The organism is Oceanococcus atlanticus, assembly GCF_002088235.1.
In the GTDB taxonomy this organism is placed as follows: domain Bacteria; phylum Pseudomonadota; class Gammaproteobacteria; order Nevskiales; family Oceanococcaceae; genus Oceanococcus; species Oceanococcus atlanticus.
Genome location: NZ_AQQV01000001.1, coordinates 284,294 through 306,202, shown reverse-complemented (window position 1 = coordinate 306,202; position 21,909 = coordinate 284,294). Strand labels below are relative to the sequence as shown.

Sequence of the window (21,909 nt, the reverse complement as noted above, 5' to 3'; positions counted from 1 at the left end):
TTATGCGGGATCCAGACTGAGCAGGCCTTCGTTGACCCAGCGCTGCGGCACCTTGAGCGGGAAATCCATCAGGATCTGAGCCAGCATTTTGCCTTGCGGATCGTGGCGCAGGGAGGCGATGCCGCCGCCACCAAGGACCTCGTGCAGCAGGAAGTTGAAGCCGTCCAGACCAGGCCATTCGAAGCGTTCGACCGGGCCCTCGCTGAAATGGGCGAAATAGGTTTTCACCGCATCTGCCGTGAGCTGGCCGCGCAGCACCGGAATGAATTCCGGGCGTCGCGCCATGACCCCGATGTTGGCAGCGTTGCCTTTGTCGCCGCTGCGGCCGTAGGCCAGCTTGATCAGCGGGACCTCGATCTCGCCATCGCTGAGGCTGTCCTTGGCGGCTGAGCTTGGTGGCGCTGCGGCAACCGTGCCGCCGAGCGCGGGGGCACGGTAGTCGATGGTCTTGTCGCCGACCTCAACGCCCACGCTGAGCAGGGTTTTGGGCACCAGGCAGGAAAACAGGCGCACCAGCGGGGTGGGGGCGGGGCGGCCACCGGCAAAACCGGTGATGCTCTGGGCCATGGCCGTGGCAGGCGGAATGCATTCGCGGCCGAACAGCTCCAGCGCGGCTTTGTCCTGATGTTGCACGGCCAGTTTCAGCACCACTTCGCGGGTGCCGCGGGCGCGTGCCTGGGCGCCCCAGTTGGTCTCGGTGCCCAGCACTTCGATGCTGCTGCGATCAAAATCACTGAGGCCGCGTTCGCCGAACAGTCGGCGGCAACGTTTGAGTATGGCTTCGGCGACCTTTTCCGCGCGCGTGGCGGCGTCGCGGCCGCCGATCATCATCATGGCCGTGGCGCGAAAGCCGTCCTGATAGGTCACCGAGGCTTTGTACTGATCACTGGGTGCGCGGCCGCGTGCGCCGCTGACGCGGACCTGCTGCTCGCCCACGCTTTCGAGCTGGATGTCACGAAAATCGCAGGTTACGTCCGGCAGCAGATAGCTGCCCGGATCGCCGATTTCATAGACGATCTGCTCGGCGGTGGTGTGTGGCACGATGCGCCCGCCGGTGCCGGCGGGTTTGCTCAGCACGAAGCTGCCATCGGCCACGCAACTGGCGATCGGGAAACCCATGTTGTCCCAGTCATCCGCGACCAGCTGCCAGTCCGTGGTGATGCCACCGGTGGCCTGGGCACCACATTCCAGCACGTGTCCGCACAGGCTGCCGGCAGCAAGCTTGTCGTAGTCATCGGCTTGCCAGCCGAACTCGTGAATCAGCGGGCCGAGCACCACGGCGCTGTCGACGCAGCGACCGGTGATCACGATGTCGGCGCCGGCATCCAGTGCCGCGGCCACGGGGAAGGCGCCGAGGTAGGCGTTGGCGCTCCAGGGTTTGACCGGGAAGCTGGCCCCGTTGAACATTTCTTTGGTGTCGCGCAGCGCATCCAGATGGGGGCTGAGGTCATCGCCGGTGACGATGCCCACGGTGAGGTCGATGCCGGCCTCGGCCAGCTGCGCTTCGATCGCGGCTTTGCAGGCCTGCGGATTAACCCCGCCGGCATTGGTCACCACTTTGATGCCCTGCTTTTTGAGGTGCGGGGCGAGCTTGCCGACAACCATGGGGAAGTCGGTGGCGTAGCCCAGTTCGGGCTTCTTGCTGCGCGCCTTGGCCAGCAGTGACATGGTGATCTCGGCCAGATAATCGAGAACCAGATAGTCGATTTCGCCTGATGCCACCAGCTGTCTGGGGCCCTCGGCGGAGTCACCCCAGAAACCGGCGCCGCAGCCGATGCGTATGGTTTTTTCGCTCATGTTTGTTTCTCTGTCGACGGTGGTGCTGAGAGACAGGTCCAAAGTGCAGCCCCGCTTGGCGCGGGTTTTGGATAAATCAGTTGCCCGTCCACTGCGGTGCGCGCTTCTCCTGAAACGCCGCCAGACCTTCGGCTGCATCTTCGGTGGAGGACATGATCGGGACCATGGCCTGGGCGTATTCCAGGGCGCTGCGCAGGTCCATGTCGCGGGTCGCCGAGTAGGCTTGTTTGCCCAGGCGAATGGCTGTCGGGGAGCGCGGCACGATGTGCTCCAGCAGCCAGTCGAGCTTTTCATCCAGCTGAGCGCGCGGTACCACGTAATTGAACAACCCCCATTCCAGGCCTTCGGCGGCGCTGAAAACCTCACCGGTGATGCACATTTCCTGCAGCTTGCGCGGCGGCAGCACGCGAATCATGTAGGGCAGAATCATCATCGGGGTCAGCCCGATCTTGGATTCCGACGTGCCGATCTTGATGTCATCGGCAGCAATTGCCATGTCGCAGGCGCAGACCAGACCGAAGCCGCCGGCCATGGCTGCGCCATTCACCCGCGCGATCACCGGCAGCGGGCAGTCCTGCAACTGTTTGAACAGCTGCACGATGTAATGGCGAGGGCGTGAGAAGTCGACGTCGAAGGCAAAGCCCTTAACCCCTTTGGTCAGGTCGGCGCCGGCACAGAAAGCCTTGTCGCCCACGCCGGTCAGGACGATGGCGCGTGCTTCGGAATCCACGGCATCGGCGATGCCCTGGGAGATCAGGCCGATAACCTCGGCGTTCATGGCGTTGCGGCGTGCTTCGCGGTTGATGGTGATCCACTGGACCGCACCGCGGCGCTCGATCAGGACGTCTTCGGACATGGTTTCCTCTATTCGTGAGTCAGGCTCATTTCTATCAAAGTATCAAAAAAATTGGATCAATGGGATATTTGTTTTGATTCGTGTCAGAATGATTGGATGAAACGTGAGCCAGACTCATTTTTGCATTCTGAGGCCTGCCGACATGCTTGACGGTGCGGCGCTCAGCGCCTGGTGCCGGGCAGGTTCTGCACCACAGGCGTTCTCGCCGTGGGGGGATCACGCGGCGCTTGTGCTGGATCTGGCGAGCACCCAGGGGCTGGCCGATGCGGCGCATATCACCCGCTGGATGAAAACCCTGGTGTGTCCGGTGATCGGTGTGCGCGATAGCGCGCGCAGCCACTGCGCACAAACTGAGGAGGCGCTGATCAGTGCGGCCTGTGATGTGGTGGTGGACGAGCCGGAAGCGGCTGATCGTCTGCTCCGCCAGATCGAGCGCAATCCGGTGGCTGCCACCAGTTTCGTTGATTTGCTGCGGGTGACCGAGCACATGCCCATCGAGCCCGCGCTGAATGTGGAGTCGGCGGTTTATGCGACCTTGCAGGGGGGCGCCGAATACGCGGCCTGGCTGGCGGGCTTGCCCGAGCAGAAGCCGGTTGAGGCTGAGGCCGGGCCTGCGGTGCAGGCCGAGCGCGATGGCGACATGCTGCGTCTGATGCTTAACCGGCCGGGCAATCGCAACGCCATGTCGATGGCAATGCGTGATGCCCTGATCGAAGTGCTGCGTTTGGTCGAGGCGGACAGCAGCATTGCGCGTGTTTCATTGCAGGCGCGCGGCAGCTGTTTCAGCACCGGTGGTGATCTGAGCGAATTCGGCCGCGTGCCGGACAGTGCCAGCGGTCATCTGATTCGCTTGCTGGCTGTGCCGGGGCGCTTTCTGGCCCATGTGGCTGATCGGGTCGAGGTGCATGTGCACGGCGGCTGCATCGGATCGGGGATTGAGTTTCCGGCTTTTGCCGGGCATCTGAGTGCCGATCCCAAGGCCTGGTTCCAGTTGCCTGAAGTGGGCATGGGGCTGATTCCCGGCGCTGGCGGTTGTGTCAGCATCGCGCGTCGCATCGGGCGGCAAAGGCTGGCCTGGTGGGGGCTGTCGGGCAAAAAAATTCGCGCCGAACGGGCGCTGGAGTGGGGGCTGGTGGATGAAATCCGCAGCGCGCCGACTTCGCAACTTTGAATTAAGAGACAACTGAGTACGAGTTATGAGTGGACAAAGCGTCATGCAGGCCTTCACCGGCCTGTCCAACGACGAAGCTGAAATTCTTCATCAGGCCAACCGCTTTGCGGAGAAAGAGCTGTATCCGCTGGCCCAGCGTATGGACGACGAGGAGTGGTGGCCGGACGAGGCGTTCCCCAAGATTGGTGAGAACGGCTTCATGGGCGTGACCGCGCCGCCCGAATTCGGCGGCGCGGGTATGGACATCATGACCAGCGGCCTGGTGCTGCAAGCCATGTCGCGCTGGAACTACGCGCTGGCGCTGTCCTGGGTGGCGCATGAAAACCTGTGTCTGCACAACATCCTGCGTAACGCCAACGACGCGCAGAAGCAGAAATATGTGCCGGGTCTGGTCAATGGCACCAAGATCGGTGCGCTGGGCCTGACCGAGCCCGGGGCAGGCTCGGATGCGCTGGGTTCCATGCGCACCACGGCGCGCCGCGAAGGCAACGAATACATCCTCAACGGGCGCAAGATTTTCATTACCAATGGTCCGGTGGCCGATGTGCTGCTGGTCTACGCCAAGACCGATCCGGAGAAACGTTCACAGGGCATCTCGGCCTTCCTGATTGAGAAAGACTTCCCCGGCTTCAAGGTGGCGCAGAAGCTCATCAAAATGGGCTTCCGTGGCAGTCAGACCGCCGAACTGGTGTTCGACAACTGTCGTGTGCCGGCGGAGAACCTGGTGGGCGAGGAGAACCGGGGCGTCAAGGTGGTCATGAGTGGCCTGGATCTGGAGCGGGCGATGATTTCGCCGATCTGTCTGGGGATTGCCGAGCGTGCGCTGCAGCTTTCGGTGGAATATGCGACCCAGCGCGAGCAGTTTGGCAAGCCCATCGCCAGTTTCCAGATGATTCGGTCCAAGATCGCCGACATGTATGTGTGGGTGGAATCGATGCGCCTGTTCACCTACCAGACGCTGCGCGCCGCGAACGTGATTGGTGAGGAAGACGGCGGGCGTGGCGATATCCACAAGATCACCGCAGCGGGGGTGATGTACGTGGCGGAGACCCTCAACAAGGTGCTCAACGAGGCGGTGCAGATTCATGGTGGTTACGGCTACATCTGGGAATCAGAAATCAACCGTCTGTACCGCTCGATCAAGCTGCTGGAAATCGGTGCGGGCACCACGGAAGTGCGCAAGATGATCATTTCCGACGATTTGCTCGGGCGCGCATAGTCGACGCTGCGGCTGCGCGCTTTGCGACCGGCTCTGCCGACCAGCCGCTGCGCGGTTCCCGGAAAAATCCCCCGCTTTTGTCGGGTCGGTTTGACACGACATCGTGTCGTGGCAAACCTCCATCGCCCGTCCGTGGGCGATGGCCCCGAGACGCAGTGGATTTGTCCGGCTGGTCTCCCAATCGTGCCGATCACAAAGTGCGCAGCCACAGTTGATCGGCCATGCTTCAGGAAAAAACATGACAGACACCAATTTTCTCGCCGAGTACTGGTCCACCCCGACGGTGTACCGATCCGATCTGTTTGCCGGCAAGGTGGCGCTGGTGTCCGGAGGCGGCAGCGGCATCGGCGCGGCCACCGCTCTGCTGTTCGCGCGCCTGGGCGCCCAGGTTGTGGTGTGCGGGCGGACTCAGGAGAAGCTTGATGCGGTGGCGCAGTTTGCCGAGCAGCACGGCGCGCAGATCCTGCCTGTGGCTTGCAACGTGCGTGAGCCGGAGCAGGTGGATGCACTCTATGCGCGCATCGGCGAAACCTTCGGTCGGCTGGATTTTCTGGTCAACAATGCCGGTGGGCAGTTTCCTCAGGATGCAATCGATTTCGCCGACAAAGGCTGGAATGCGGTCATCAACAACAACCTCAATGGCACCTGGTTCATGATGCAGCGGGCGGCCCGTTTCTGGCGTGAGCACGAAACGCCGGGTGCCATCGTGAATGTGGTGGTGGTGACCAATCGCGGCATGCCGGGCGTGGCGCACACAGTGGCGGCGCGTTCCGGGGTGATCGGGGCGACACGCACCGTGGCGGTGGAGTGGGCGCCGATGAATGTGCGGGTCAACTGTGTGGCGCCAGGGCTGACGGCGACCCGTGGTCTGGAGGTTTATCCGGAAGAGGCCGTGCGCGAGTTTCCCAACGCCAACGCGATGCGCCGGCCGGGTACCGCGATGGAGATTGCCGAGGCCTGCATTTACCTTGCCGGCCCGTCGGGCAGCTTTGTCACCGGTGAGGTGCTCACCGTGGATGGTGGCGGTCACCTGTGGGGTGAGCTGTGGACCAACGGGCGGCCGGACTACTACCGGCAAGCCTGAGCGCGCTCAATTCAGAAAGCCTTCGTTCTGATTGCTGTCGGTGCTTTCTTCGGTGCCCTGACGCACGATGATCTCGACCCGGCGATTGCGCGCGCGATGGCCGGCGGTGTCATTGGCGACGATCGGGCGGGTGTCGGCGTAGCCTGCGACAACCAGTCGGCTTGGGTCGATATGCCGTTTGCTCAGGATTTGCTCGGCGACTGAGGCTGCGCGCGCTGCCGACAGGCCCCAATTGGATTTGAACATGCCACTGGCGACCGGGCGGTCGTCAGTGTGTCCGGCAACAATCAGCATCCTGTCGCTGCTGATCAGGCCGACGATGCGGCTGATCAGCGGAATTGCTCTGTCGACCAGATCGGCGCGGCCGGATGCGAAAGACACATGCTCGGGGAAACGGATGACGATGTCGTGCTCTTTTTTCTCCAGGGCTACGGCGCCGGCTTCGATGTCTTCGTTCAAGGCATCCTGAAGTTCCTTGAGCAGCTCCTCGGCTTCCCGGTCGTGGCGATCCTGACCTTGCTGTGCACCCTGCAGGGGCTGTGAAATGATGCGCCCGGATTTGGGGTCAAACTGCAGCGGCGTAAAGCCGGTGCGCGACATAACCCCGGCCTCCATGCCGGGCACCGAATCTTCGCTGTTGCTCTTGATGTATTGCACCCCGCCGAAGGCTTCAGCCATTGAGCCGGCCATCTGTTTGAACTTCTCTTCTTCGACTTTGGAGTAGGCGAACAAGAGCACAAAGAAGGTCATCATCAAGGCCATTAAATCGGCGAATGTGGCCATCCATGGCGGCAGTCCGCCTGGCAGTTTCTTGGCTTGTGGGGCGCTCATGCCGGTTCGGCGGCGATGCTGTCTTCGGTGTTGCCGTTATCAGCCTTCTGGGCGTTCTGCGGCAGGCCTACCAGCAAAGTTTCCTCCAGCACACGCGGCGACACCCCGGCATTGATGCCAAGCACGCTGTCGAGTATCAGTTGCCTGCTGTTACGGTCCTGCTGGGCTCGGGTGTCGAGTTTGTCGGCCAGGGGCAGGAACAACAGATTGGCGAGCAGGGCGCCGTACAGCGTGGTCAGCAGTGCAACGGCCATGGCCGGGCCGATCTTGGTCGGATCGGACAACTCCAGCAGCATCTGAACCAGGCCCACGAGGGTGCCGATCATGCCGAATGCGGGCGCGGCATCGCCGAGCGCGCGAAAGATCTTCTCGCCCATTTCGTTGCGGGCTATCGAGGCGTTGATCTCTTTAGTCATCATTTCACGGATGAACTCGGCGTCACGCCCGTCACTGCAGTACTGCACGCCTTTGGCCATCAAAGGGTTGGCCACGCTGACATTTTCCAGTGCGATCAGGCCCTTCTTGCGGGCCACGTCAGCCAGCTCCTTGGCGGTCTCGATCAGCGCCATCGGGTCGTCCATCTGCTCGCGGAATGCCCGTCCGAATCCGGTTTTCATGGCGGTGAAGCACTCGCGAATCGGAAAGCGCATCAAGGTCGCGCTGAATGAGCCGCCGATGACAATCAGGATGCTGGGTATGTTGATGAAGGGCGCCAGGCCAGAGCCGCCAATCAGGATCGCGACGACAACGACAATGGTTCCAACGATGAGTCCGACGAGCGTGGCGAGATCCATGATGTATTCGTGATTTGAGGGCTGGCGATAGGGGTATCGGCCAGCCTGCTCGCGACTTGAGGGGTGCATCGTTTGAGTCTTGGAAATTTGTGGCCGGCGGGTTAACGTCGGGGCATGACGCAAAATCCCCCTGTCGCGGCGCTCGACCATGCGCCGCAAACCGTGAAAGCCCTGACCTACCCTTGGGGCTGCGATGTGGCCCCACAGCCCGGTGGTGTACATCCGGTGGCCGAAGGTGTCTGGTGGTTGCACATGCCGCTGCCGTTTTCGCTGGCGCGTATCAATCTGTGGCTGCTGGAAGATGGTGACGGCTGGACCGTGGTTGATACCGGGATTGGCGATCAGGCCTCGCGTGAGGTCTGGGAGCAGGTTTTCCAGCGCGACTTGCAGGGGCGTCCGATCAAGCGTGTGATCGTTACGCACATGCATCCTGACCATGTCGGTTTGGCGGGCTGGTTGACCGAGCGCTTTGACTGCGAGTTGTGGATGTCGCGCACCGAGTTTCTGATGTGCCGCAATCTGGTTGCTGATACCGGCCGCGCAGCACCTGAGCCTGCGGTGAAGTTTTATCGCGAAGCGGGCTTTGATGAGGCCGCGCTGACAATCTACCGTGAGCGCTTCGGTGAATTTGGCCAAGCCATTGGAGAGCTGCCCGATCAGTTCCGTCGCTTAAGCGACGGGCAAACCATCGAAATCGGCGGGCGTTACTGGCAAATAGTGGTGGGTATGGGGCATTCACCTGAGCATGCGTGCCTGTATTGTCCGGCCTTGAAGATTCTGATTTCTGGCGATCAGGTGATTCCGCGCATCTCCTCCAATGTCAGTCTTTTTCCCACCGAGCCAGGCGGAGATCCATTGGGTGAATGGCTGGAATCGTGTCACCGTATCCGCAATCGCATACCCAACGATGTGCTGGTTCTGCCGGCGCATCAGGAGCCTTTTTACGGCCTGCATGCGCGCCTGACTCAGCTGTTGCGCTCGCATGAACGCGCGCTGGAGCGCCTGTTCGACCATCTGGCTGAGCCGCGCCGTGCCATGGATTGCTTTTCGGTGCTGTTCAAGCGCAGTATCCGCGGTGCTCATGTCATGCTTGCGGTGGGTGAGACGCTGGCCCATCTCAACTGTCTGATCAGCCGGCGCATGATTTCCCGTGAGCTCGACGCCAACGGCGTGGCGTGGTATCGCCAAATGCCGGGCGCTGAGCATGAGCCCGAACACGAGAACGAAAATTAAAGGTCGTCAGGCCGCAATCTTTGGAGCCAGTATGTCGCCGCAACTCAATACGCCTTACCAGTTTGATCCTCGTCCCAATTTGATATGCGCCGGGCAGCCGGATGCGGCGGGTTTCCAGGCTGCCGCGCAGGCTGGTGTGGTCGCGGTCATGAACTTGCGGCCCGATGAGGAAATGGACTGGGACGAAGCGGCGCTGATCAAGGAGTTGGGCCTGGATTATCTGCAAATCCCTGTGTCCAGTCCGGCGGATCTGAGTCAGGACAATGCCCGTCAGCTCAATGCTTGGCTTGAGCAGTACGCGGGCAAGCCGGTGCTGGTGCATTGTGCCAGCAGCAATCGGGTGGGGGCTTTGCTGGCGCTTGGCGCGTTCTTGCAGGGCGCGAGCGGTGAGCAGGCTTTGCAGCTCGGGCGGGACGCAGGTTTGACCCGTATGGAACCGATGGTTGCATCGTTGATGCAGCAGTGGGCGGCATAAAGGAGACCAGTATGATCGAGGTAGGGCAGGCGATTCCGGATGTCAGCGTGCATGTCATGGGAGACAAAGGGCCTGAAGCCATCAGCAGCGCGACCTTGTTTGCCGGGCAAAAAGTGGTGCTTTTCGCTGTGCCCGGTGCATTCACGCCGGGCTGTTCGTTGACTCATTTGCCGGGATATGTGGTCAAGGCGGATGTCATCAAGGCGCGTGGTGTTGATCGCATCATCTGCATGGCTGTCAATGACGCTTTTGTGATGGACGCCTGGGGAAAATCGCAAAACGCCCAGGAGATCACCATGGTCGGTGACGGCAATGCTGAGTTGACCCGGGCCTTGGGTTTAACCCTGGATGCTCAGGCTTATGGCATGGGTACGCGCAGCCAGCGCTTCGCTTTGATTGCCGAGGATGGCGTGGTCACGCATCTCGCGGTTGAGCCGGCCGGTGGGATTACGGTGTCGTCGGCTGAGTCCGTTCTTGATCAGCTGTAAGTGCGCGCATACCTTTTTTTCACCTGATGGCCAGCATTCTGACCTCCCGGTTGCCGCGTGCGCCAAGTGGTGGCGTACGACGTGGCGACTGGTATGTCATTTGCTTAACGTCGCGAATGTATGACGTAGGTTGAATCATGGCCGCAATTCTCAGTTTCTGGGCGAATGCACGGCCGAAATCGGATTTCGAGAAGCGCCTGGCGCCGCATATCGAACCCCTGTTTCGTTTGGCATGCCGCCTGACCAATGATCCTCTGGACGCTGAAGAGCTGGTCCAGGAGGTCTTGGTTAAGCTGTATCCGCGTCGCGAGGAATTGGCCAAGATTGAACAGATTCGTCCATGGGCCAGTCGTGTCCTGTATCGCATGTTCATCGACAAATGGCGCCGCCGTAAGCTTGAACCTCTGAAGGAATCAGAGTTGCCGGAAGAGCAGCAACTCGATCAGGAAGACACGCAGCTCAGTGCCGAGGACTATCTGCAACTGCGGACAGATCTTGGCGCGGTGCAGATGGCGCTCGACAAGCTGAGCGAAGCTCATCGCACGCTGATCCTGATGCACGATGTTGAAGGCTACACGCTGGTCGAACTTGAAGAGGTTCTGGAAGTCCCACTGGGTACCCTGAAATCCAGGGTGCACCGGGCGCGCGCCCGTTTGAAAAAACTTTTGCTTGATGATCAGTCCGTCGCGGAACCTTTCGACGAGCCTGAACGTGTGAGCGTGAAATAACTCGATACAGGATCAATCATGCGTTGCCAAGATGTCCGCAATTTATTGCCGGAGCTGGTGCGGGGGGATTTGAACCCCGCGGCTGAGGCGATGTTGCAGGGCCATATTGAAGACTGTCGCGTCTGCACCGGCGCATTGGCGCGTGAGCAGCAGCTGCAAACGTCGCTCAAGGCTATCCCGGTGCCGCCGATGCGGTCAGACTTCGCAGCGCGTGCGTTGCGTGAGGCCAGTGTTGCGGACCGGCCGGCATTGCGGCGGGTGTTAGATCACCCCCTGGCATTGGCGGCGTCGATCGTGATGGTGTGCAGCGTTGCGTTCATGCTTGGGCGGGGTTTGACGCCGGCCTCAAAGCTGGATGTTGTCAGCTTGCCGCTGGGCCAGACGCAGATGGTGGCGCTTAAGATAGATGCGCCGCAAGCCTTTGATCATGTTGAGTTTGAAGTTGCACTGCCATCCAATGTGGTGCTGGAAGGACAGCCGGAGTTGCGCGAGTTTGCCTGGAGCGGACAACTGCGCGCCGGTGTCAATGTGTTGAGTTTGCCATTGGTGGGTGTTGATGCGGCGGGAGGACAACTGATCGCGACCGTCACCTATGGCAATACAAGAAAATCCTTGCGTATACCGCTGAGTGTTGCGGTTGGCAAAGGGTAGGAGGGAGTTCATGAAACATCGGATCTTGCAGGTTGCGCTGATCGCGTTGTCCCCCATGGTTGCCTGGGCTGACGAGTTTGATATCACGATGGATGTGGTCGGTGCCGATGAGTCATTCGACGAAGTCATCGTCAACCGGATATCGCTGCCGTTCGCTGAACGCGAGGGCTCGCACGTTGATCCGCAAGCCACGCAGAACGAGAGCCCGGACAGCTTGCTCGACAGCTTGAGTGATTCGCTGGGTGGTTCGTTGGGGAATGAAGAGCCGGGTACCGGCTCTTTGGGCGAGTTGGACAGCATGATTGATGCCGACAGCCTGAGACCGTCTGTGGATAGTGCGATTGGCGACCTGATTGGCAATCCCCGCTGACTGAAATTGCTCTGCCGCATCGGCGTCTCTGCCGAATCAGGCCTGAGTGACGTTACACTGGGGCTATGCCCCGGTTCCTTGCTGGCCGAAACCAGCTTATTTATCCGTTTTCGAAACTGAGTTGCGCCGCGCTGGTGGCCGCTCTGCTCAGCGCGTGTTGGGTATGGCCGGCACACGCCGCCGCGGCCGATGCTGCAGCCGATTTGCGGGCTGGCATTCAGGCTTTTCGCGCACAAAATCTGGAACAAGCTCGATTGTTGTTTCAGCGGGCGGCCTCTGCGGGCCTGCAAAGTCCGCGTCTGTATTACAACCTTGGCGTCGTGCATTATCGTCTGGATGATCCGGCCGCTGCCGTGATCTACTTCGAGCGCGCAGCCGAATTCCCCGCAACGCGTCAAATTGCACAGTACAACCTCGGGCGTTGCGCTCAGGCCTTGGGTGACGCGCTCAAAGCGGCTGCATGGTATGAGCGGGCCGGGCGGGGCGGGGATCCGCGGATTGCGGATCTGGCGCGGCGTGCCGCATCTGCATTGCAGACTCAGCCGGCTCAGGCGTGGACCTTGGAAGCCCGTCTTGGCGGTGGTTTTGACTCGGCTGTGGTCGGCTTGGTCGATCAGGTCACCAGTCAGCCGACTGATGAGGCCGATCTGCTGCACGAAGTGCAGGTTGTGGCTGATTATCACGACGCGACCCGTGACTGGGGGGAGTGGTCGGCCCGCATGCAGGCCTATCACCTGGGGTATGACAGCGTGCACCAGGCCAATGTGCAGTCGTTGGGCGGGCGTTTGCGTTGGCAGCGTGACTGGTCAGCGCGTCATCGCAGCACGCTGTCCGCAGGCACGGCCCACGAGTGGCTGGATGGGCAGGCCTATCAGCTGCGTCAATCGCTGGCGTTGGCCTGGAGTCACGCTGTGGGCGTGTCGCGTTTACATCACCAGCTTGAAGTGGAGTGGTTGAACTCTCAATACGCCGGTTCCAACGCGATCGAAGGCCTGCGAGCGGATTTGTCATCGTCGTGGCTGAGGCGGCTTGGTTCCGGCGTTGGCCTGCTGCGTGTGTCGGGCCAGTACAACCAGCGTCGCCGCGATGAAAACTCGCCCTGGCGATTTGCCGCGGAGATGCTCTGGCGTAGCCCGCAAATGGGTCCGTGGTACTGGGCGCCCGGTCTGCAATGGCGTGATTCACGCTTTCCCGACGGCGTGCTTCCGCGTGAGCGGCGCGTCCGTGTGATGCTGCGCGGCGGCAGTCCGATCAGTCCGAGCTGGGAGTCGCGGGTGGATGTGCAGTACGAGCACAACCGCAGTGCCGACAGCAATCGGGAATATGAGCACTTGCGCCTGCTGATCAGTCTGGTCTGGTCGAAAGGGTAAACACTATTACCTATAATGCGCTGCTATATTGCAGTGCTTGGTCTTTCGAAGGCCTATATTGGTAATAAAGATTACACAGGAGTGCAGCGTGAAACGAGCGCCGATGGAATCGGACCTGGAACTGTTTCGGGATTCCGCCCGCCAGTTCTTTCAGAAGGAAATTCGTCCCCACAGCGAGCGCTGGCGTGAGGCCGGCATGGTTGACCGGGAGGCCTTTCTCAAGGCTGGCGAGATGGGTTATCTGTGCATGTGGGCGGATGAGCAATACGGCGGCCTCGGGCTCAAGGATTTTCGCTACGAACAAATTCTGATCGAGGAAAACGGTCTGTATGGCGATCCGGGGTTTTTCATGACCTTGCACAGTCGCCTGGTCGGGCCATATTTCGAGCATTTCGGCAGCGAGGAACAGAAGCAGCGTTTTCTGCCTGACTTCATCAGTGGCAAGAAAATTCTCGGCATTGCCATGACGGAACCGGATGCCGGCTCTGACCTGGCCGGCATGAAGTCACGTGCCGAGGACAAGGGCGACCACTGGGTGCTGAACGGTTCCAAAACCTACATTTCCAACGGCATCAACGGGGATGTGTTCATCGTTGCGGCCAAGACCAAGCCGGATCAGCCGCATGCGGTGAGCCTGTTCATCGTCGAGCGCGGGATGGAAGGTTTTGAGCGCGGGCGCAATCTCAAGAAGATGGGGATGAAATCGCAGGACACCGCCGAGCTGTTTTTCCGTGATTGCAAGGTGCCCAAGGAAAACCTGCTGGGTCAGCCGCATGCCGGTTTCTATCATCTGATGCAGGGGCTGGCTGAAGAACGCCTGATCGCGGCGGTGGGCAACCTGATCGGCTGTCGCGCGGCTTTCGATGTCACGCGTGAGTTCGTGCGCGAACGCAAGGCCTTCGGCAAGCCGCTGTCAAAGTTCCAGAACACCCGCTTCAAGCTGGCAGAAATCGATGCCGAAATGGACATGATGCAGGTCTATGTCGACCGCATGGTGGAGGTGCACAACCAGGGCAAACTCAGCCCGGTGGACGCCTCGCGTGCCAAATTGCTGTCCAGCGAGTTGAATGGCCGCATGGTGGATCTTGGGGTGCAGCTGCACGGCGGGGCCGGTTACATGGATGAGTACCCGATCTGCCGCATGTACCAGGACGAGCGCATTCACCGCATCCTGGCCGGATCCTCGGAGATCATGAAGGAAATCATCGCCCGCGAAATTCTCGATTGAGCAGCGCTGGGCACAAAAAAGCCGCGGCCTGTCCGCGGCTTTTTCGTTGTTCGCTGTTTCAGCTTTCCAGCGCGTCCAGGTAGCGCTCTGCGTCCAGCGCGGCCATGCAGCCGGTGCCGGCTGAGGTGATGGCCTGGCGGTAGACGTGGTCCATCACGTCGCCGGCGGCGAATACGCCGGGCTTGGAGGTCGCGGTGGCGTCGCCTTCGAGGCCGCTTTTGACCTTGATATAGCCGCCAAGCATGTCCAGCTGATCCTGGAAGATCGCGGTGTTCGGTTTGTGGCCGATGGCGATGAACACGCCATGCACGTCCAGATCGGTGGTTTCACCGCTGCGATTGTCGCGGATGCGCGCACCGGTCACGCCCATGTTGTCGCCCAGAACCTCGTCGAGTTCGTGGAACACGCGCAGAGTGATTTTGCCTTCCTCGACCCGCTGCATGAGCTTGTCGACCAGGATCTTCTCGGCGCGGAACTGATCGCGGCGGTGAACCAGATCCACGTGCGATGCGATGTTGGCCAGATACAGGGCTTCCTCGACCGCGGTGTTGCCGCCGCCAATGACCGCGACCGGTTTGTTGCGATAGAAGAAGCCATCGCAGGTGGCGCAGGCCGAAACACCCTTGCCCTTGAAGGCTTCTTCCGATTCCAGGCCCAGGTACTGCGCAGATGCACCGGTGGCGATGATCAGCGCATCGCAGGTGTATTCGCCACTGTCGCCGATCAAACGATACGGTTTCTGGTTCAGGTCGGTGGTGTTGATATGGTCGAAAATGATTTTCGTATCAAAGCGTTCTGCATGCTTTTGCATGCGAATCATGAGGTCGGGACCCTGCACGCCATCGGCATCACCCGGCCAGTTGTCCACGTCCGTGGTGGTGGTCAGCTGGCCGCCTTGCTCGAGGCCGGTGATCAGCACCGGATTGAGGTTGGCGCGGGCGGCATACACCGCAGCGGAGTAGCCGGCCGGTCCGGAGCCGAGAATGATCAGACGGTGGTGTTGGGTTTCGCTCATGACATTCGTATCGTTGGAGAAGGGCGCGGGCTGCGCGTCACCCATATGGGGACGCCGCCCGGGGATTAAAGGTCGGCTGCGTTGTCGGCCAGGTACTCGGCCACACCCTGGGCGGTCGGCTTCATGCCGGCCTGGCCCTTGTTCCAGCCTGCGGGGCAGACCTCACCGTGCACTTCGGTGAACTGTAGCGCATCGAGCAGGCGCAGCATCTCGTCGACTTCGCGTCCCAGTGGCAGGTTGTTGACCACCTGATGCTGCACCACGCCGTCCTTGTCTATCAGGAACGAGGCGCGCAGAGCCACGCCGGCCTCCGGGTGGGCAATGCCGTAGGCGGTCACGATGTCATGGTTGATGTCGGCAACCAAGGGGAATTTCACCGGTCCAATACCGCCCTTGTCGACCGGTGTGTTGCGCCAGGCATAGTGAGAAAACTGCGAGTCAATCGACACGCCGATGACCTGAGCGCCGCGTTCCTCAAACGCCGCCACGCGGTGATCGTGGGCGATGATTTCCGACGGGCAGACAAAGGTGAAGTCCAGCGGGTAGAAGAACAGGACCACATATTTGCCCTTGTAATCGGACAGTTTGAAGTCTTCGACGATGCTGCCATCGCCAAGCACGGCGGCGGCGGTGAAATCCGGAGCGGAACGTCCGACGAGTACACTCATGAAAGACTCCTGTATTTTGAGCAAGAGGGTGGCGGCGCGTCGCGCCTTGCACAGTCGCGTGAAAACGCGCGTGGGCATTGACGCGGCGAGCGCCGTACACTGATCGATCAACACCAGCAATTCAAGCCATGTCCGAACGCAAATCCTTGTTTCGTCGCTTTTTCGGGGCCCTGGGCGCCATCTTCGACTTTTTCCGGCGCGCCGTGTTCATCGTCTTTCTGCTGATCAGCGCGGCGATGATTTATTTCGTCTACAGCGGCGGGCCGCCGGTCAAGGTCGACGACGGGATTGCCCTGGTTGTGGTCCCGTTCGGGCAGATCGTCGATCAGGATGACACCGACCCGCGGACCCAGCTGGCCGATGATTTCCTCGGCGAAGATCCGTCGTACACGGTGCTGGGTGACCTGCTCGACGCCATCGACAGCGCCGCCCAGGATGAGCGCATCAAGCTGCTGTTCCTCAAACTGGATACCGGTTTTTACGCCGGGCAGGCGCAGTTGGAGGAGCTGGCTGCTGCAGTCACGCGTTTTCGCAAGACCAGCGGCAAGCCGGTTTACGCCTATGCACCGGACATGGGTCAACAATCCTATTTCCTCGCTGCGGCGGCCGATGAGGTGTTCATCGATCCGCTGGGTATGGTGTTTCTGCAGGGTTACGAGAACTACCCGCTGTATTTCAAGGAAGCGCTGGACAAGCTGGGTGTAACCGTCAACGTTTTCCGTGTCGGCGAATTCAAGTCGGCGGTGGAGCCGTTTACGCGTGAGTCCATGTCGCCACAGGCGCGTGAGAACGCCCAGGGCTGGCTGGATGATCTGTGGCTGGGCTGGCGTGAGCAGGTGGCCGGGGCGCGCGGGCTTAGCGTTGAGGATTTGCAGCGCTACAGCGACGAGTTTGCTGCGCGTCTGGCCGAGCATCAGGGCGACACCGCGGCGCTGGCCAAGGCTGCGGGGCTGGTCGACCATGTGCTGGGCTTGCACGAGATTCGGGCCATGGCCGGTGAGCTGGTCGGCATGGATGAAGAGCACGGCAGCTTCCGGCAGATTCCACACACCCGTTATCTGCGCGCCATCGATCGAGAGCGGCGGCATGTGGCAACGCAGACAAAACCGGAGCAGCCATTGCCTGAGGATGCCGGTGATATCTCCCTGATCGTGGTTCAGGGACAGATCGTGCCGGGCGAGAGCAGCATGGGCTTTGCCGGTGGCGAGACCTTGCGTCGGCTGATCGATCAGGCACGCGATGACGAGTATTCCAAGGCTCTGGTGCTGCGCGTGGACTCACCCGGCGGCAGCGTGTTCGCGTCCGAGCAAATGCGTCGCGCCATCGTGCGTTACCAGGCCAGCGGGCGCCCGGTGGTGGTGTCGATGGCCAGCGTGGCGGCTTCGGGCGGCTACTGGATCTCGATGAACGCGGACCGCATTCTGGCGCACGCGACGACCATCACCGGTTCCATCGGGGTGTTCGGACTGGTGCCGACTTTTGAGAACAGTCTCGACAAGCTTGGCATCGCCACCGATGGGGTGGGCACGACCAACTGGTCCGGCGGTCTGAGCCCGGTGCGGCCGCTTTCGCCGGCGGCCCGTCAGGGCCTGCAGATGGTGGTGGAGAAGGATTACCGCAATTTCATCAGCCGCGTGGCCGAGGCGCGTGAGTTGCCGCTGGAGACGGTCGACAGCATTGCCCAGGGGCAGGTCTGGAGCGGTCAGGATGCGCTGGATCTGGGGCTGATCGATGCGCTGGGAGATTTTGATGTGGCGGTGGAGCAGGCGGCTGCACTGGCCGGGCTCAAGGACTTCGAGGTGGTGCCGGTCACGCCGCCGCTGGATATCCGCTTCCAGTTCCTGCAGAAGTTCTCGCAGCTGCGCAGCTGGATGCCGGATCCGCTGTCCCAGTGGCTGGGCGGCTGGATGCGGACGGTCAACGGCGTGATGCAGCGCTGGTCTGATCCGCGCGGTGTGTATGCCGATTGCCTGTGTGTGCCCTAGCTCATGCCGCAATTCGAGCGGCTCGGCCTGAGTCTGCACTACCGTGATCTGAGACCGGATGAGCCCAACGGGGAAAGCGTGGTGCTGCTGCACGGCCTGGGCAACAGCGGGCTGGACTGGGAGTTCCAGTGGCCGGCGCTGCTGGCCGCCGGCTACCGCGTGATCTGCCCCGACCTGCCCGGCTTTGGCGCTTCACGCCCCGGAGGGGATGGCCGTGCGGTGCCGGCCGAGAGGTTGGGGCCGGTCCCCATGGCGCATGATGTGGTGGCTTTGCTGGATACGCTGTCGATTGAGCGCTGCCACATGGTGGGGTATTCCATGGGCGGAGCCGTGGCCTATCAGTTTGCGATCGATCAGGCGCCGCGCGTGCTCACGCTGGGGATTATCAGCAGCGTGCCGTGCTTCGTGCCGCAGCGCCTGCAGGATCACTGGCAGTTCTGGCTGCGTCATGTGGTCAGTCGGGTGCTGGGTATGCAGCGTCTGGCTGGCAAGGTGGTGGAGGGGCTGTTTCCGGGGCATCCGGAGCTGATGGAAAAAATGCGTCCACGCTATGCCGAGAATGACCCCTGGGTCTACGCGCGCATGCTTGAAGCGCTGGCCAGCTGGGATGTGCGTCCGCGTCTGGGCGAGATTCAATGTCCGGTGCATATCCTGGCCGGTGAGTTCGATTATTTTCGTCTGCAGGATATCCAAGAGAGCATGCAGGGCTTGCCTCAGGCACGCCTTGATGTGATCGCCGGTGCGACTCATGGCCTGCCCATGCTGATGCCGGATGCGGTCAATCACGCCTTGCTGGCGTTGTTTTCCTGCGCCAGCAGCGACTGCAGCGTCAGCGCCTGATTGGTGAAAATGTGGCTGGCGCCTTGCTGTACGGCAAAGCGCAGGGCATTGCGTGATGCCGGAAAACCGAGCCCGACCCACTGGCCGCGTGCGATGTGGGGCTGTGCATGGCGGGCGCGCAGCAGGGCAAAGTGCCCGGCCAGGCCGGCGCAGTTGCGGTGCAGGGCGTAGTGGCTCATCTGCTCGACATTGCTGCGTGCAATGGCCACCAGCGAGCTGCTCGGAAAGCCCTGGCCGAGCCAGTCCAGGCTTGTGCAGTCCAGCGACATGAGGTGGTAGTCCTGGCCAGGCCTCAGTGCGGCCAGCGCTTCGCGCACGGCCTGCAGGCGCCGCTCTGACTGCGGGCGTGCCTCGGCCTTGAATTCCAGCATCAGGTGGATGCGTCCAGCATAGCGCTGGGCCAGTTCGGCAAGTGTCGGGGTGAACGGGAAGCGCTGGCGCAGTTCGGCGGCATCAAGGTCGCACAGACGTTGGTCGCAGCCGTAGATGCGGGCCAGATCCGGGTCGTGAAAGACCATGGGTACGCCATCACGGCTGAAGCGCACGTCACACTCTAGCCCCCAGACCTTACCGGGCAGGGCGTCGAAGGCGGCGAAGGTGTTTTCCGGCACCCGGGCCGAGCGTTCCCCGCGATGCGAGATGATGCGTACTGCGGCCAGTTGCTCCGGGCTGGGGCGCGCGCGCGGAATAGCGCGATACCAGGTGTCGACCAGCGCCAGCAGGTAAGGGTCTAGCCAAGGCATAGCCATACTGTCAAAGTGCCTGAATGAGTGCGCAAGAACCGGACCGCCAGATGCGGCGATCCACCCTGTTGAAACACACTGGCAAACCGTCATCGCCGGGCGCCAAGCCGGTCAATCCGCCGCTGGTGCGGGCCTCGACCGTGCTGTTTGACAGCCTACAGGAATTGCATGAGGCCAGTGCCCGTCCATTCCAGGGGCTGTACTACGGACGCTTCGGAACGCCCACCCACGAGGCGCTGGCGCACGCCCTGAATGCGCTGTCCGGAGCGGCTGGCAGCGTGTTCTATCCTTCCGGCCTGGCCGCGATCGCCGGCACCTTGCTGAGTCTGGTCGAGGCCGGCGATGAAATTCTCGTGGCCGATTGCGTGTATGGGCCCACGCGCAATTTCTGCACCCAGGATCTGGCCAGGCTGGGGGTGCGCACGCGTTTCTTTTCGGCCACTGAAGGGGGCCAGATTGCGGCGCAGTTCAGCGCGGATACGCGGCTGGTGTTCTGCGAATCACCGGGCTCGCTGACCATGGAATTGCAGGATCTTCCGGCCATCTGTGCGGCTGCCAACGCGCGCGATATCCCGGTGCTGGTCGATAACACCTGGGCCACGCCGCTGCATGCGCCGGTGCTGGCCATGGGCGCTGCCGTGGACATTCAGGCCGGGACCAAATACCTCACCGGTCATGCCGACGTCATGCTGGGCGCGGCCTTGTGTCGTGACGATGTGCTCGAGCGGGTGCGTCGCCGCTCTCAATCGCTGGGCTATTGCGTAAGCGCCGACGATGCCTATCTGGCCCTGCGCGGTTTGCGCACGCTGGATGTGCGTTTGCGCACCCATGCGCACAATGCGCGTGTGCTCAAAGACTGGTTGCGTGATCAGCCCGAGGTGCGCCGCATCCTCGACCCGGCCGATCCTGCTCACCCGCAGCATGCGCTGTGGCAGCGCGATTTCAGCGGTGCCAACGGCTTGTTTTCGGTCGAATTCGAGCCGCTCAGCCCGGCCCGCCTGGCGGCTTTTGCCGACAGCCTGAGTCTGTTCGGCCTGGGCTATTCATGGGGCGGCTACGAAAGTCTGTGTCTGCCCTTTGATGTGCGCGGGCAGCGTGAGGGCACAGACTGGTCAGATTGTGGCACTTGCGTGCGTTTTCATGCTGGCCTGGAAGACCCTGAAGATCTGCTTGCTGACCTGGCGCATGCTCTGGCCGCGTTGCGTGCGGTCTAGGGCCTGTGAACACGAAATAGATCGTCGTATTGTCGCCCCAAAAAAGCGGCAGACAAGACAGGAGGAGAGAAGTTTGGTCAGTGCAAATGAACGACGACTAACGCCGTATGCCGCTTTTTGGAACACAACCCGAAGGGACGGGACTGTTTTCCGCAATCTTGCGTTGCTGATCGCTTGTGTAGAACAACTACACGGCACTCACAGCGCCTGATCTTGCGAAAAAACAGTCTCCGGCGCGGCGATCTATTTCGTGTTAGCAGGCCCTAGTCCATCACCCGCAGCGACAAATCAATGGCGTTGACGTTCTTGGTCAGCCCGCCGATGGAGATGCGGTCCACACCGGTGTCGGCAATTTCGCGCACGTTTTCCAGCGAGATACCACCGGAGGCTTCAAGCAGCGTGTTGCCGCGGTTGTAGCGTTTTTGCGTGGTGCCCATGTTGACCGCACGGGCCAGCAGGTGGGTGGCGAAGTTGTCGAGCAGCAGCACGTCGACAGCCTTGTTCAGCGCCTCCTCGGTCTGCTGCAGGTTTTCCGCCTCGACGATGATCGGCAGATTGTCCGGGTTGTGCTGACGTGCAGCGTCCACCGCGGCGCTGATCGAGCCGGCCACCGCGATGTGGTTTTCCTTGATCATGAACGCATCGTACAGCCCCATGCGATGGGGCTGGCCGCCACCGCAGGCCACTGCATACTTCTGCCCGGCACGCAGGCCAGGCAGGGTTTTGCGGGTGTCCAGGATGCGAGCCTTGGTGCCCTTGATGCGTTCCACATAGCGGCGTGTTGAAGTCGCGACCCCGGAGAACAGCTGGACGAAATTCAGCGCGGTGCGTTCGCCGCTGAGGATTTTGTCCGCGGGGCCGGTGATTTCACACAGCGGTTTATTGGGCGCCACGTAGCTGGCTTCTTCGACCAGCCAGTTGACCGTGATGCGTTCATCCAGCTGGCGGAAGGTTTCGCTCAGCCAGGCCTGGCCACACAACACCGCAGACTCACGCGAGATCAGCTGGGCCTTGATCATCTTGTCCGCCGGCATCAGGCGAGCACTGACATCCCCCGGGCCCAGGTCTTCGCGCAGCGCCAGCTGCACATTCAGGGCGACGGTTTTTTCCGGGACTTTGATCTTGACGCTCATGGCTTGCTTGGATCGT

22 protein-coding genes are annotated in these 21,909 nt (G+C 61.4%); 14 read left to right on the top strand and 8 right to left on the bottom strand.

Features of this window, described 5'->3' with window-relative positions; all coding sequences use genetic code 11:
• Window positions 1-1,797 (bottom strand): acyclic terpene utilization AtuA family protein, encoded by a 1,797-nt coding sequence (locus ATO7_RS01440; RefSeq protein WP_083559130.1) that lies wholly within the window; start codon window positions 1,795-1,797, stop codon window positions 1-3.
• Window positions 1,798-1,873: 76 nt separating this feature from the next.
• Window positions 1,874-2,653: an enoyl-CoA hydratase-related protein gene (locus ATO7_RS01435; RefSeq protein ID WP_083559129.1), complete on the bottom strand. Its 780-nt coding sequence runs from the start codon at window positions 2,651-2,653 to the stop codon at window positions 1,874-1,876.
• A gap of 103 nt (window positions 2,654-2,756) precedes the next feature.
• Between ATO7_RS01435 and ATO7_RS01430 the strand changes: the two genes are divergently transcribed.
• The 3 genes from ATO7_RS01430 to ATO7_RS01420 all read left to right on the top strand — a co-directional run bounded on the left by ATO7_RS01430 (window position 2,757) and on the right by ATO7_RS01420 (window position 6,127).
• The gene (locus ATO7_RS01430) at window positions 2,757-3,824 is read left to right on the top strand and encodes an enoyl-CoA hydratase/isomerase family protein (RefSeq protein ID WP_146680099.1); all 1,068 of its coding nucleotides are present in this window, start codon (window positions 2,757-2,759) and stop codon (window positions 3,822-3,824) included.
• A 25-nt stretch (window positions 3,825-3,849) separates the two neighbouring features.
• A complete protein-coding gene (locus ATO7_RS01425; protein ID WP_083559127.1) occupies window positions 3,850-5,043 on the top strand; it encodes an acyl-CoA dehydrogenase family protein in 1,194 nt (397 codons plus the stop codon).
• Between the two features lie 238 nt (window positions 5,044-5,281).
• Window positions 5,282-6,127 carry an SDR family oxidoreductase gene (locus ATO7_RS01420; RefSeq protein WP_083559126.1) on the top strand — a complete coding sequence of 282 codons (846 nt, stop codon included), beginning with the start codon at window positions 5,282-5,284 and terminating at the stop codon, window positions 6,125-6,127.
• A gap of 6 nt (window positions 6,128-6,133) precedes the next feature.
• Here ATO7_RS01420 and ATO7_RS01415 read toward each other — a convergent pair whose 3' ends face one another.
• A complete protein-coding gene (locus tag ATO7_RS01415; protein WP_083559125.1) occupies window positions 6,134-6,958 on the bottom strand; it encodes a flagellar motor protein MotB in 825 nt (274 codons plus the stop codon).
• Window positions 6,955-7,752, bottom strand: a complete 798-nt coding sequence (locus tag ATO7_RS01410; RefSeq protein ID WP_083559124.1) for a MotA/TolQ/ExbB proton channel family protein — start codon at window positions 7,750-7,752, stop codon at window positions 6,955-6,957. Before ATO7_RS01410 ends, ATO7_RS01415 begins: the two co-directional genes overlap by 4 nt.
• 114 nt (window positions 7,753-7,866) lie before the next feature.
• Here ATO7_RS01410 and ATO7_RS01405 point away from each other — a divergent pair, with 114 nt between their 5' ends.
• From ATO7_RS01405 to ATO7_RS01370, 8 genes are all read left to right on the top strand, one after another.
• On the top strand, window positions 7,867-8,985 hold the full coding sequence (locus ATO7_RS01405) for an MBL fold metallo-hydrolase (protein ID WP_083559123.1): 1,119 nt from the start codon (window positions 7,867-7,869) through the stop codon (window positions 8,983-8,985).
• Window positions 8,986-9,016: 31 nt separating this feature from the next.
• The gene (locus tag ATO7_RS01400) at window positions 9,017-9,460 is read left to right on the top strand and encodes a beta-lactamase hydrolase domain-containing protein (RefSeq protein WP_158522982.1); all 444 of its coding nucleotides are present in this window, start codon (window positions 9,017-9,019) and stop codon (window positions 9,458-9,460) included.
• An 11-nt stretch (window positions 9,461-9,471) separates the two neighbouring features.
• On the top strand, window positions 9,472-9,948 hold the full coding sequence (locus ATO7_RS01395; RefSeq protein ID WP_083559121.1) for a peroxiredoxin: 477 nt from the start codon (window positions 9,472-9,474) through the stop codon (window positions 9,946-9,948).
• A gap of 137 nt (window positions 9,949-10,085) precedes the next feature.
• Window positions 10,086-10,676: an RNA polymerase sigma factor gene (locus tag ATO7_RS01390; protein WP_083559120.1), complete on the top strand. Its 591-nt coding sequence runs from the start codon at window positions 10,086-10,088 to the stop codon at window positions 10,674-10,676.
• 18 nt (window positions 10,677-10,694) lie between these two features.
• Window positions 10,695-11,327 carry an anti-sigma factor family protein gene (locus ATO7_RS01385; protein ID WP_083559119.1) on the top strand — a complete coding sequence of 211 codons (633 nt, stop codon included), beginning with the start codon at window positions 10,695-10,697 and terminating at the stop codon, window positions 11,325-11,327.
• Between the two features lie 10 nt (window positions 11,328-11,337).
• Window positions 11,338-11,697, top strand: a complete 360-nt coding sequence (locus ATO7_RS01380) for a hypothetical protein (RefSeq protein ID WP_083559118.1) — start codon at window positions 11,338-11,340, stop codon at window positions 11,695-11,697.
• Between the two features lie 134 nt (window positions 11,698-11,831).
• Window positions 11,832-13,067, top strand: a complete 1,236-nt coding sequence (locus tag ATO7_RS01375; RefSeq protein WP_158522981.1) for a tetratricopeptide repeat protein — start codon at window positions 11,832-11,834, stop codon at window positions 13,065-13,067.
• Window positions 13,068-13,155: 88 nt separating this feature from the next.
• Window positions 13,156-14,295 (top strand): acyl-CoA dehydrogenase family protein, encoded by a 1,140-nt coding sequence (locus tag ATO7_RS01370; RefSeq protein WP_240499405.1) that lies wholly within the window; start codon window positions 13,156-13,158, stop codon window positions 14,293-14,295.
• A 58-nt stretch (window positions 14,296-14,353) separates the two neighbouring features.
• On the opposite strand, the gene trxB is transcribed toward ATO7_RS01370, so the two are convergent.
• Both trxB and ATO7_RS01360 read right to left on the bottom strand, forming a co-directional pair.
• Window positions 14,354-15,310 (bottom strand): thioredoxin-disulfide reductase, encoded by a 957-nt coding sequence (trxB, locus tag ATO7_RS01365; RefSeq protein WP_083560962.1) that lies wholly within the window; start codon window positions 15,308-15,310, stop codon window positions 14,354-14,356.
• A gap of 65 nt (window positions 15,311-15,375) precedes the next feature.
• A complete protein-coding gene (locus ATO7_RS01360; RefSeq protein WP_083560961.1) occupies window positions 15,376-15,978 on the bottom strand; it encodes a peroxiredoxin in 603 nt (200 codons plus the stop codon).
• A gap of 128 nt (window positions 15,979-16,106) precedes the next feature.
• Between ATO7_RS01360 and sppA the strand changes: the two genes are divergently transcribed.
• Window positions 16,107-17,963 (top strand): signal peptide peptidase SppA, encoded by a 1,857-nt coding sequence (gene sppA, locus ATO7_RS01355; RefSeq protein WP_083559115.1) that lies wholly within the window; start codon window positions 16,107-16,109, stop codon window positions 17,961-17,963.
• A gap of 3 nt (window positions 17,964-17,966) precedes the next feature.
• Window positions 17,967-18,803: an alpha/beta fold hydrolase gene (locus ATO7_RS01350; RefSeq protein ID WP_083559114.1), complete on the top strand. Its 837-nt coding sequence runs from the start codon at window positions 17,967-17,969 to the stop codon at window positions 18,801-18,803.
• Here the strand turns inward: ATO7_RS01350 and ATO7_RS01345 are convergent.
• On the bottom strand, window positions 18,746-19,546 hold the full coding sequence (locus tag ATO7_RS01345; protein WP_158522980.1) for a glycerophosphodiester phosphodiesterase: 801 nt from the start codon (window positions 19,544-19,546) through the stop codon (window positions 18,746-18,748). The genes ATO7_RS01350 and ATO7_RS01345 overlap by 58 nt on opposite strands.
• A 23-nt stretch (window positions 19,547-19,569) precedes the next feature.
• Here ATO7_RS01345 and metC point away from each other — a divergent pair, with 23 nt between their 5' ends.
• Window positions 19,570-20,760, top strand: coding sequence for a cystathionine beta-lyase (metC, locus tag ATO7_RS01340; protein WP_083559112.1), 1,191 nt, complete (start codon window positions 19,570-19,572; stop codon window positions 20,758-20,760).
• A gap of 263 nt (window positions 20,761-21,023) precedes the next feature.
• On the opposite strand, the gene nadC is transcribed toward metC, so the two are convergent.
• The gene (nadC, locus tag ATO7_RS01335; protein ID WP_083560960.1) at window positions 21,024-21,893 is read right to left on the bottom strand and encodes a carboxylating nicotinate-nucleotide diphosphorylase; all 870 of its coding nucleotides are present in this window, start codon (window positions 21,891-21,893) and stop codon (window positions 21,024-21,026) included.
• Window positions 21,894-21,909 lie beyond the last annotated feature (16 nt).